General features: G+C 65.3%; 11 protein-coding genes and 1 tRNA gene. 10 read left to right on the forward strand and 2 right to left on the reverse strand.

The genetic code is table 11. The annotated features are described in order from the left end of the window. Positions 1-2 precede the first annotated feature (2 nt). Both ER13_RS02905 and ER13_RS02910 read left to right on the forward strand, forming a co-directional pair. Positions 3-326: an SMP-30/gluconolactonase/LRE family protein gene (locus ER13_RS02905; RefSeq protein ID WP_008259108.1), complete on the forward strand. Its 324-nt coding sequence runs from the start codon at positions 3-5 to the stop codon at positions 324-326. Further along, positions 323-1,213 (forward strand): aldose 1-epimerase, encoded by an 891-nt coding sequence (locus tag ER13_RS02910; protein ID WP_154726178.1) that lies wholly within the window; start codon positions 323-325, stop codon positions 1,211-1,213. The genes ER13_RS02905 and ER13_RS02910 overlap by 4 nt, the downstream gene beginning before the upstream one ends. 257 nt (positions 1,214-1,470) lie before the next feature. Here ER13_RS02910 and ER13_RS02915 read toward each other — a convergent pair whose 3' ends face one another. Then, positions 1,471-2,823 (reverse strand): MFS transporter, encoded by a 1,353-nt coding sequence (locus ER13_RS02915; RefSeq protein WP_008260602.1) that lies wholly within the window; start codon positions 2,821-2,823, stop codon positions 1,471-1,473. A gap of 210 nt (positions 2,824-3,033) precedes the next feature. On the opposite strand from ER13_RS02915, the gene cyoA reads away from it, so the two are divergent. The 7 genes from cyoA (at position 3,034) to ER13_RS02950 (ending at position 9,909) form a co-directional block, all read left to right on the forward strand. Continuing rightward, positions 3,034-4,245, forward strand: a complete 1,212-nt coding sequence (gene cyoA / locus ER13_RS02920; protein ID WP_052004777.1) for a ubiquinol oxidase subunit II — start codon at positions 3,034-3,036, stop codon at positions 4,243-4,245. Positions 4,246-4,258: 13 nt separating this feature from the next. After that, the gene (gene cyoB / locus ER13_RS02925) at positions 4,259-6,262 is read left to right on the forward strand and encodes a cytochrome o ubiquinol oxidase subunit I (RefSeq protein ID WP_035306270.1); all 2,004 of its coding nucleotides are present in this window, start codon (positions 4,259-4,261) and stop codon (positions 6,260-6,262) included. A gap of 3 nt (positions 6,263-6,265) precedes the next feature. Then, a complete protein-coding gene (gene cyoC, locus ER13_RS02930; RefSeq protein WP_035306273.1) occupies positions 6,266-6,889 on the forward strand; it encodes a cytochrome o ubiquinol oxidase subunit III in 624 nt (207 codons plus the stop codon). Further along, positions 6,886-7,281, forward strand: coding sequence for a cytochrome o ubiquinol oxidase subunit IV (gene cyoD, locus ER13_RS02935; RefSeq protein WP_035306277.1), 396 nt, complete (start codon positions 6,886-6,888; stop codon positions 7,279-7,281). The genes cyoC and cyoD overlap by 4 nt, the downstream gene beginning before the upstream one ends. 90 nt (positions 7,282-7,371) lie before the next feature. After that, positions 7,372-8,052, forward strand: coding sequence for an SURF1 family protein (locus ER13_RS02940; RefSeq protein ID WP_035306279.1), 681 nt, complete (start codon positions 7,372-7,374; stop codon positions 8,050-8,052). After that, the gene (locus tag ER13_RS02945; protein ID WP_008261611.1) at positions 8,049-9,380 is read left to right on the forward strand and encodes an ATP-binding protein; all 1,332 of its coding nucleotides are present in this window, start codon (positions 8,049-8,051) and stop codon (positions 9,378-9,380) included. The genes ER13_RS02940 and ER13_RS02945 overlap by 4 nt, the downstream gene beginning before the upstream one ends. Beyond that, a complete protein-coding gene (locus ER13_RS02950) occupies positions 9,373-9,909 on the forward strand; it encodes a response regulator transcription factor (RefSeq protein WP_035306281.1) in 537 nt (178 codons plus the stop codon). The genes ER13_RS02945 and ER13_RS02950 overlap by 8 nt, the downstream gene beginning before the upstream one ends. Before the next feature lie 32 nt (positions 9,910-9,941). Here the strand turns inward: ER13_RS02950 and ER13_RS02955 are convergent. After that, positions 9,942-10,031, reverse strand: a tRNA-Ser gene (locus tag ER13_RS02955). Between the two features lie 108 nt (positions 10,032-10,139). Between ER13_RS02955 and ER13_RS02960 the strand changes: the two genes are divergently transcribed. Further along, complete coding sequence (locus ER13_RS02960; protein WP_035306284.1) at positions 10,140-10,952, forward strand: septal ring lytic transglycosylase RlpA family protein; 813 nt, start codon at positions 10,140-10,142, stop codon at positions 10,950-10,952. Positions 10,953-10,960: the final 8 nt, after the last annotated feature.

The following is a 10,960-nucleotide window of genomic DNA, read 5'->3' on the forward strand; positions in this document are numbered from 1 at the left end:
TCATGAGCGAAACGAAGCCGACCTCCCCGGAACTGGTCTGGGACGTCCGGGCGGAGCTGGGCGAGGGGCCAGTATGGGACGCCGAGCGCAAGGCGGTGTGGTTCGTCGACATCAAGGGTCGAAAGCTGCATCGTTATACGTCCGGGAGCGGCGAGACCGCCTTGTGGGACTCGCCGGACCAGACCGGCTTCGCCCTGCCGGCCGAGGACGGTTCGCTGGTCTACGGCGTCGGTGGCGGCCTGCATCGATTCGACCCGGAAACGGGCGTCTTCACCATGATCCAGCCGGTCGAGGCGGACCGGCCGCAGAACCGCGTCCGTCCGTGAGCGCCGAAGCCGTAATCCAATTGCGCGCCGGAGACTGGCGCGCCTCCCTGACGCCGGGTCTGGGCGGCGCGATCCTAGACCTGAGCCTACATGGCCGATCGGTGTTGCGGCCAACGCCGAAGGGGGCGACCGACCTGCTGGAAACCGCCTGTTTCCCGCTAGTCCCCTACGCCAACCGGATCGCCGACGCGCGGTTCGTGTTCGAGGGGCGCGAGGTCAGGCTGACCGCGCTGGACCGGTTCGCCCCCCACGCCCATCACGGAGACGGCTGGCTGAAGCCCTGGGCGGTCGAGGCCGTCGACGATGCGAGCGCCGACCTGAGGCTGGACTGGTCGGACCAGGCTGCGGCCCAAGCAGGCGGCTGGCCTTGGCCGTGGCGGGCGCGTCAGGCGGTCAGGCTGACGGACCAGGGGCTGGAGATCAGCCTGTCGGTGACCAACACCGGCGATACGGTCATGCCCGCCGGCCTGGGCCTGCATCCCTATTTCCCCAGACATCCAGACACCCGGCTCAGGCTTTCGGCGACGGGGGTGTGGCTGACCGACGCGCGCGGAATTCCCGAACGGCTGGCGGCGCCGGATGCGGTGGCGGACTGGGGCGACGGCCTGGCCCTGGCCGAGGCCCCCTTTGTCGATCACGCCTACGCCGGCTGGACCGGCGAGGCCCTGCTGGACGGGGACGGGCACCGCATCGTGCTGAACGGCGGCGCGGGCGCGGACTGGGTCCAGGTCTATGCTCCCGTCGGGGCCGACTTCTTCTGTGTCGAGCCGGTGACGCACCGACCGGACATTCTGAACGGGACGCCGGGCGAGGCCGGCGGGCTGGCGCGACTGGCGCCAGGCGAACACCTTACCCTGGTCATGCGTCTGACGGCCGAAGCGATCTAGAGGCCGTTCCGCGCGCCGCCCGTTCCAGGCCGTCACGAAGGCGGCGGCGTTGCGACCGACCTGCTCGGGCGATTGGCCGGGCTTGAACACGGCAGAGCCGAAGCCGGAGGCAGCCGTGCTGGACCCGTGATAGAATATCGGATCGTCGACAGGTTCGGTCTGCCGCACGACCGCCGCTGACGCACCGCCGCGGCGGCGACAAAAAAGCCCCGGTCCCGCCTGGCGAGACCGGGGCTTTCCGATCCGGCTGAAGCGGATCACGCCTTGGGGGCGGGGGTCTTGTCCGAGGAACTGCGGGCCAGTTCGCGGTTGAGCCACAGAGCGACCAGGGTGCAGATCGCGCCGGACAGCAGATAGGCGCCGGCGGCGATCAGGCCGAACTGGCTCGAGATCCACAGGGCGACCAGGGGGGCGAAGCCGGCGCCGAACAGCCAGGCCAGGTCCGAGGTCAGGGCCGACGATGTATAGCGGTTGGCTAGGGAGAAGCTGGACGCCACCGGACCGGAGGCTTGACCGAACGACAGGCCCAGCAGGATGAAGCCGGAGATCATGAAGGTCAGCTCGCCGATCGCCCCGCCGTTCAGCAACTGGGGGGCGAAGCCCGAGAAGGCGGCGATGCCGGCGGCGGTGACCGCCAGCAGGGCGCGTCGGCCGTAGCGATCGGCCAAAACGCCCGAAGCGAGGATGGCCAGCAGGCCGAAAACGGCCCCGACCATTTCGATCAGCAGGAAGCGGACCGGCGTTTCCTGGGTGAACAGGAAGACCCAGGACAGGGGGAAGACGGTGACCATGTGGAACATGGCGAAGCTGGCCAGGGGGGCGAAGGCGCCGATGGCGATCCGGGGGCCTTCCGCCTTGATGGCGGTGTGGACCGGAGTGGGCTGCAACTCGCGGGTCTCGAACAGCTTCTGGAAGCTGGGGGTCACGACGATGCGAAGGCGGGCGAACAGGGCCACGACGTTGATGGCGAAGGCCACGAAGAAGGGATAGCGCCAGCCCCAGTCCAGGAAGTCGGCCGCCGACAGGGTGTTCAGGAAGAAGGCGAACAGGGCAGAGGCGACGATCAGGCCGATGGGCGCGCCCAGTTGGGGAATCATGGCGTACCAGCCGCGGCGATTCTCGGGGGCGTTGACCGCCAGAAGCGAAGCCAGGCCGTCCCAGGCGCCCCCCAGCGCGACGCCCTGACCGATGCGGAAGACAGCGAGCAGTACGGCGGCGGCGATGCCGATGGTTTCATAGCCGGGCAGGAAGGCCACCGCGACGGTCGAGGTGCCCAGCAGGAACAGCGCTATGGTAAGCTTGGCGCCGCGCCCGAACTTCTGGTCGATGGCGATGAACAGGGCCGTGCCGAAAGGGCGGGCCAGGAAGGCCAGTGCGAAGATCGCGAAGGACAGCAGCGTGCCGCCGATCGGCCCGGCGAACGGGAAGATCAGTTGCGGAAACACGACCACGGAAGCGATGGCGTAGACGAAGAAGTCAAAGAACTCCGACGTCCGGCCAATGATCACGCCGATGGCGATTTCGCCGGCGTCCACCTTGCCGTGATCGGAGTGGAGGGCTGCGGCGTCGCGTTCCAGCGACTCTGACGAAGGGGTCGTCGAGACGGACATGGGCTGGGATCGCTCCGTGATATTTGAGATTTGGGCATGCGTCGGTAATGCCGCATTATGACCGGGCGCCCTTTGCGACGAAAGTCGCGATCTGAGGATAGGACAGATTGTCCAATGTCGTTTCTGATCGAAGCTGACTATCCGGCCCAGTTCGAACGCCAACCGTCGCGACTCCTCCCTGTTGTCCGATGTTTCCCGATTGGAGCCGCCTTGCGCCGTCTGCGCCTACTCCTGCTCGTGCCCATGGTGGCGCTTCTGTCGGCCTGTAATCTGGTCGTGCTGAAACCCGCCGGCGACATCGCCCAGCAGCAGGGCGACCTGCTGATGATCTCCACCCTGCTGATGCTGATCATCATCGTTCCAGTGATGGCGCTGACCGTATTCTTCGCCTGGAAGTACCGGGCGTCGAACAAGGACGCGGAATACCAACCGGACTGGGATCACTCGACCCATCTGGAGGTCGTGATCTGGGCTGCGCCCCTGCTGATCATCATCTGCCTGGGCGCCCTGACCTGGGCCGGCACTCACCTTCTCGATCCTTACCGCCCCATTGACCGGATCAAGCCGGGGCAGGCGGTGGACGAAAGCGTTGAGCCGCTGCAGGTCAATGTGGTCGCGCTCGATTGGAAATGGCTGTTCATCTATCCGCAGTACGGCGTCGCCACCGTCAACGAACTGGCCGCGCCTGTGGATCGCCCCATCCGCTTCCACATCACCTCGTCCTCGGTGATGAACTCCTTCTATATTCCCGCCCTGGCCGGCCAGATCTACGCCATGCCGGGCATGGAGACGAAGCTGCACGCCGTCATCAACCGTCCGGGCGAGTATGAAGGCTTCTCGGCCAACTATTCCGGCGACGGCTTCTCGCACATGCGTTTCGCCTTCCACGGTATGGACCAGGCAGGCTTCGACGGCTGGATCGCCGGGGTTCGCCAGGGCGGTCAGGCGCTGGATCGCGACCGTTACCTCGAACTGGAAAAGCCCAGCGAGAAGGTGCCGGCGATGCGTTTCTCCACGGTCGACGGCGGCCTGTGGGACGCAATCCTCAACATGTGCGTCGAGCCGGGCAAGATGTGCATGGGCGAGATGATGGAAATCGACCGCAAGGGCGGCCTGACCATGGCCTCGGTGCGCAACACCATGCCGCTGGTCTATGACAAGTACGCCGGTCGCGGAAAGAACGCGGCGATCTTCGGCTCGAACGACAGCTATGTCATGACCATCTGCACGCCGCTGCAGGCCGAGGCTGCGGCCGCTAATCGCATCCGCCGGGCCGAACTTGACGCGGCCAGCGCCCCTGTCAGCCTGGCGCCTTTGTCGGGCCTGGGTTTGACCCAGGGCGTGCCGATGGCGTCGCTGTCCACAGACAAACAATCGACGGGGGCGGTTTCGACCGACGTCCGTTCCTCCCCCAACGCCTGAGCGAACACAGTCGATGAACGCTGACACCCTCATTCCACTCATCTTCGGGCGGTTGACGCTCGAGGCTCTGCCGTTGCACGAGCCGATCCTGGTCGTGACCATGATCGTGGTCCTGCTGGGCGGCGTCGCCCTGCTGGGCGCCCTGACCTATTTCAAGCTCTGGGGCTATCTCTGGAAGGAATGGTTCACGACCGTGGACCACAAGAAGATCGGGATCATGTACATGATCCTGGGTCTGATCATGTTCGTGCGCGGCTTCGCCGACGCCATCATGATGCGCCTGCAGCAGGCGATGGCGTTCGGCGGATCCGAAGGCTATCTGAACGCGCACCACTATGATCAGGTCTTCACCGCTCACGGGGTGATCATGATCTTCTTCGTGGCCATGCCGATGGTGACGGGGATCATGAACTATGTCGTGCCGCTGCAGATCGGCGCGCGCGACGTCTCCTTCCCCTTCCTCAACAATTTCAGCTTCTGGATGACGACGGCCGGGGCCATCATCGTCATGGCCTCGCTGTTCGTCGGCGAGTTCGCCCGCACGGGCTGGCTGGCCTATCCGCCGCTGTCCGGCATCGGCTACAGCCCCGGCGTCGGGGTGGACTATTACATATGGGCGCTGCAGATCGCGGGGGTGGGGACGACCCTGTCCGGCATCAACCTGATCGCCACCATTGTGAAGATGCGGGCGCCGGGCATGGGCATGATGAAGATGCCGATCTTCACCTGGACGTCGCTCTGCACCAACGTCCTGATCGTGGCGTCCTTCCCGGTCCTGACCGCCGTCCTGGCCTTGCTGACGCTGGACCGCTATGTCGGCACCAACTTCTTCACGAACGACTTCGGCGGCAACCCGATGATGTACGTGAACCTGATCTGGATCTGGGGCCACCCTGAGGTCTACATCCTGATCCTGCCGCTGTTCGGCGTCTTCTCGGAAGTCGCCTCGACCTTCTCGGGCAAGAAGCTGTTCGGCTACACCTCGATGGTCTACGCGACGGTCGTGATCACGATTCTGTCGTACCTGGTGTGGCTCCACCACTTCTTCACCATGGGTTCGGGCGCGTCGGTGAACTCCTTCTTCGGCATCACCACGATGATCATCTCGATCCCGACGGGGGCGAAGATCTTCAACTGGCTCTTCACCATGTATCGGGGCCGTATCCGTTTCGAACTGCCGATGATGTGGCTGGTCGCCTTCATGCTGACCTTCGTGATCGGCGGATTGACCGGCGTGCTTCTGGCCGTGCCGCCGGCCGACTTCGTGCTGCACAACTCGCTGTTCCTGGTCGCCCACTTCCACAACGTCATCATCGGCGGCGTGTTGTTCGGCCTGTTCGCCGCCATCAACTTCTGGTGGCCCAAGGCTTTCGGCTTCAGACTCAACAAGTTCTGGGGGCTGGTCAGCTTCTGGTGCTGGGTGCCGGGCTTCTGGCTGGCGTTCGCGCCCCTGTATGTCCTGGGTCTCATGGGCGTGACCCGCCGGATGCGGGTGTTCGACGACCCGTCCTTGCAGATCTGGTTCGTCATCGCCGCCATCGGCGCAGGCGTCATCGCCCTGGGCATCGCGGCCATGTTCATCCAGTTCGCGGTCTCCATCATCAATCGCGACAAGCTGCGTGACATCACGGGCGATCCGTGGGGCGGCCGCACCCTGGAATGGGCCACCTCTTCACCTCCGCCCGCCTACAACTTCGCCTCCACGCCGGTCATCCATGACTCCGACGCCTGGTGGGACATGAAGAAGAAGGGCTATCAGCGTCCGCTTTCCGGCTATCGCGCCATCCACATGCCCTCGAACACGGGCACGGGGGTCATCATCTCGGGCCTGTGCCTGGTGATGGGTCTGGCGCTGATCTGGTACATCTGGTGGCTGGCGGCCCTGACCTTCGTGGGCGTGCTGGCGGTCTCGATCGCCCACACCTTCAACTACAAGCGCGACTACTACATCCCTGAGGGTGAGGTGCGCGAAACCGAAGAGGCGCGCACGCGCGCCCTGGCCGGAACGGAGGCCTGATCCATGAGCGCGACCGCGACTGAGATCGACCCGAACGTCTTCCATCTGGAAGAGGAGCCGCATCACGAGGAAGGCTCCAGCACCATGCTGGGCTTCTGGCTCTATCTGATGAGCGACTGCCTCATCTTTGCGATGCTGTTCGCCGTGTTCGGCGTCCTGGGCGGCAACTACGCCGCCGGGCCGGGACCCAAGGAGCTGTTCGACCTGGAGCTGGTGGCGGTCAACACCGCCATGCTGCTGTTCTCGTCGATCACCTACGGCTTCGCCATGCTGGCGATGGACAAGAACAACAGGCCCCAGACCCTGATCTGGCTGGCGATCACCGGCCTGTTCGGTCTGGCCTTCCTGGGAATCGAACTCTACGAGTTCGCGCACCTGATCCATGAAGGCGCGACGCCGCAACGCAGCGCCTTCCTGTCGGCCTTCTTCACCCTGGTGGGCACCCACGGCCTGCACGTGACCTTCGGCATCATCTGGTTGGTGACGCTGATGGTTCAGGTCAGCTGGAAGGGCCTGATCCCCGCCAACAAGCGCCGCCTGATGTGCCTGTCGATGTTCTGGCACTTCCTCGACGTCATCTGGATCGGCGTCTTCACCTTCGTCTATCTGCTGGGCATGGTTCGATGAGCGCCGACAAGAACGATCACTCGCCCGAGTCCCACGAGGTGGACCACCTGGGTCACGAGGCGCACAATCACGGCTCCTTCAGGAGCTATATGATCGGTTTCGTGCTGTCGGTGATCCTGACGGCCATCCCGTTCGCCCTGGTGATGACCGGCGCCTTGCCGCCCCAGGCGACGGCCCTGATCGTCATGGCGTTCGCCGTGGTGCAGATCGTGGTCCACATGATCTACTTCCTGCACATGAACTCCAAGTCGGAGGGCGGCTGGACCATGCTGGCCCTGATCTTCACGATCATCGTGGTGGTCATCGCCCTGTCGGGTTCGCTGTGGGTGATGTACCACCTGAACACCAACATGATGCCCGCCACCCACGAAATGAGCCAGATGTCCTCCTGAGGACAGGCCCGGGAGATCGCCATCAAGGCCCAAGGCCCAATCGCGCCGCGTCTGTCGCCGACCCTGTTCTGGGCCGGCGTCGGCGCGGCGTTGCTGTTTGCGGGCTTCGTCGCCCTGGGCGGATGGCAGTTGCAGCGACTGGCGTGGAAGACCGACCTGATCGCCCAGGTCGAAGCGAGTGTGCACGCCGCGCCGCAACCCGCGCCGGAGCCGGACGCCTGGCCGACGGTGTCGAGAGAGACGGACCAGTATCGTCACGTCACGGCGCGGGGCGTTTTCCGACATGACCGGGAGACCCTGGTCCAGGCCGTCACGGATTACGGCGCCGGATTCTGGGTCATGACGCCGCTGCAGACCGACGCCGGCGCCACGATCCTGATCAATCGGGGCTTCGTCACGCCACAGCGTCGTTTGCAGAAGGATCGACCGGGCGGGCAGGCGACGGGCGAACAACAGGTGACCGGCCTGTTGCGCATCACAGAACCCAGGGGCGGTTTTCTGCGCACGAATGATCCGGCGGGCGACCGCTGGTACTCTCGCGACATTGCGGCCATCGCTGCGGCCCGGGGGCTGTCCAATGTCGCGCCCTATTTCATAGACGCCGACGCGACGCCCAATCCCGACGGCTGGCCCAGGGGCGGTCTGACCATCGTGAAATTTCCCAATAGCCATCTCGTCTACGCCCTGACCTGGTTCGGCATGGCCCTGATGACCCTTGTCGGCTTCGGGCTCTTGGTCCGCGAAGTCCGGCGCCGCCGATCCGCGCAATGACCAAGACGCTTCAACGGCTGCTGGGCATCGGCGACTGGCGCGAGACGGCGGTGTCGCAGGAAACCGCGAACCGGCGAAATCTTCGCCTGCTGATCCAGTTGCGCTGGCTGGCCGTCGCCGGTCAGGTCGCCACCATACTGCTGGTCCATTTTGTCATGGGCATCCGCCTGCCGGTCTTCTGGCTGCTGATCGCACCCGCCGGCCTGGCCCTGGTCAATCTGGTCAGCGTCCCGCTGACGCAGCGCCGGGACGCCATCTCGGATCAGGAACTCATGCTGGCCCTGCTGGCCGATGTCGCGGCCCTGACGTGGCAGCTTTTCCTCACCGGCGGCGCGGCCAATCCGTTCGTGGCCCTCTATCTGCTGCAGGTCGTGCTCGGCGCGGTGCTTCTGGCCCCCGTCTACGCCTGGTCGCTGATCGGCGTCACCAGTCTGTGTTTCGCCGGCCTTGGCGTATTCAACCGGCCGCTGAACCTGCCGCCCGACAGCGAGGATGCTCTGTTGAGCCTCTATATGCAGGGCAGCCTGATCTGTTTCCTGCTGATGGCGGTGCTGCTGGTGCTGTTCATGACGCGGATCAACGACAATCTGCGCGCCCGCGACGCATATGTCGCCGATGTGCGCCAGCAGGCGACGGAACAGGATCACATCGTGCGCATGGGCCTGCTGGCTTCGGGGGCGGCGCACGAACTGGGCACGCCCCTGGCGTCGCTGTCGGTCATACTGAGCGACTGGCGAAGGATGCCGATGCTGAAGGCTGATGCGGACCTGAAGCAGGACATGGACGTGATGCAGGCCGAGGTCGAACGCTGCAAGGCCATCGTCACCGGCATCCTGATGTCGGCGGGCGAGGCGAGAGGCCAGGCGCCGATGCGCACGACCATGGGCCGGTTTCTGAACGAGGTGGTTCAGGGCTGGAGCGCCCGTGACGCCCGTGTCCGGGTCGAGGTCACGGCATGGACCGGACCCGATCCGAGCGTCATCGCCGACCCCGCCCTGCGTCAGGTCTTCGGCGTCCTGTTCGACAATGCGGTGGAGGCGGGGGCTCGCCGCATCTTCGTGTCCCCGGTCGTTCGCGACGGGCAGCTGGAATTTGCGATCCGCGACAATGGGCCCGGCTTTCCAGCCACGATTCTGGAGCGGCTGGGCAAACCCTATAATTCGACGAAGGATCGCCCCGGCGCGGGTTTGGGCTTGTTTCTTCTGGTGAATGTGATGCGTTCGCTGGGCGGCGCGGTTGAAGCGTCCAATCCCCCAGCTGGCGGCGGCGAGGTGCGGTTGATCCTCCCCATCGCTGCCCTGGCGCCGCAGGAGATGTCCGATGACTGATGAAACCCCGACCCTGTTGATCGTTGAGGACGACGAATCCTTTTCGCGCACCCTGCGCAAGTCCTTCGAACGGCGGGGCTATATGGTGGTCAGCGCGGACGGCCCCGATCAGATGGCCGAGGTGCTGAAAATTCACCGGCCGGGCTTCGCCGTGGTCGATCTCAAACTGGGCGGCGCCTCCGGCCTGGGGTGCGTCTCGACCCTTCGCGCCTTTGACGCCGACATGAACATCGTCGTCCTGACCGGCTTCGCCAGTATCGCCACGGCGGTGGAGGCGATCAAACTGGGCGCCCGTCACTATCTGGCCAAGCCGGCCAGCACCGATGACATCGAAGCCGCCTTCGGCAAGGCGTCGGGCGACGCCGCGACGCCCCTGACCAGCCGCCCGACCTCGATCAAGACCCTGGAATGGGAACGGATCCACGAGACCCTGGTGGAGACGGACTTCAACATCTCCGAAGCCGCTCGCCGCCTCGGCATGCATCGCCGCACCCTGGCCCGGAAGCTTGAGAAGCGTCGCGTGACCTGAACCTGGTCTCTCAGTGGGATCGTCGGCAGGAATGGCGGAAGCGGTGGGATTCGAACCCACGGACGGCTCTCACCGTCGCTGGTTTTCAAGACCAGTGCCTTAAACCACTCGGCCACACTTCCTTGCCGCGCTGAGCGGAGGCGGACGCCATAGCAGGCGAACGGCGCATTAACCAAAGCGGAAATGTCTTCGGTCATCCTGTTTTTGAGGATCGAGGCGAGGTGCGACCGATGACGACCGGACAATGGATGCGCAGCGGCCTGATCCTGGGCCTGTTCTCGCTGCTGGCGGCCTGTTCGACCGTCGGCGGCAAAGGCGGCGCGAGCGGAATTCCCGTGGTCAAGGATCCGGCGCCGATCGTGTCGGGGACGATGCGGCCCTATCAGGTGCGCGGACGCTGGTACACGCCCAAGGAGCAGCCGGACTACGAGGAGGTCGGTATGGCCTCCTGGTACGGGGACGCCTTCAACGGGCGGCCGACCTCAAGCGGCGAGCGGTTCGACATGCACCAGCTGACGGCGGCGCATAAGACCCTGCCGCTGCCGGGGCTGGTCGAGGTCACCAACCTGGAAAATGGTCGTCGGCTGGTGGTCCGGGTCAATGATCGGGGCCCGTTCGTTGACAGTCGGATCATCGACCTGTCGCGGGAGGCGGCGCAGGAGCTGGGGATGCTGTCGCAGGGCGTCGGGCGGGTGCGGGTCCGGTATCTGGGCCGCGCGCCCCGACAGGGCGGCGGGACGATCCTGCGGGCGGAAGGGCCGGCCAGAGCGCCAAGCTCGGCCCCGGCGCCCGCGCCTTCGCCCGTTCCGGTGGCTGTCGTTGCGGAGGTCGCGAGCTTCTGGGTGCAGGCGGGGACTTTCTCGGACCAGGGCGAGGCGAGCCGAATCGCGGAGCATTTGAGCGGATGGGTGCGCGCCGACCGGAATGGCGGGCGGTATAATGTCGTGGTCGGTCCGTGGGAGAGCGCCAACGCGGCCGAGGTTGCGCGCCAATCCGTCGTGGCGAAGGGTTATGTCGGCGCCCTGTTGATATCGGGCAGTTGATCGCGCGC

Origin of the sequence: Brevundimonas sp. EAKA (assembly GCF_000698025.1) — a bacterium.
Taxonomy (GTDB): Bacteria; Pseudomonadota; Alphaproteobacteria; order Caulobacterales; family Caulobacteraceae; genus Brevundimonas; species Brevundimonas mediterranea_A.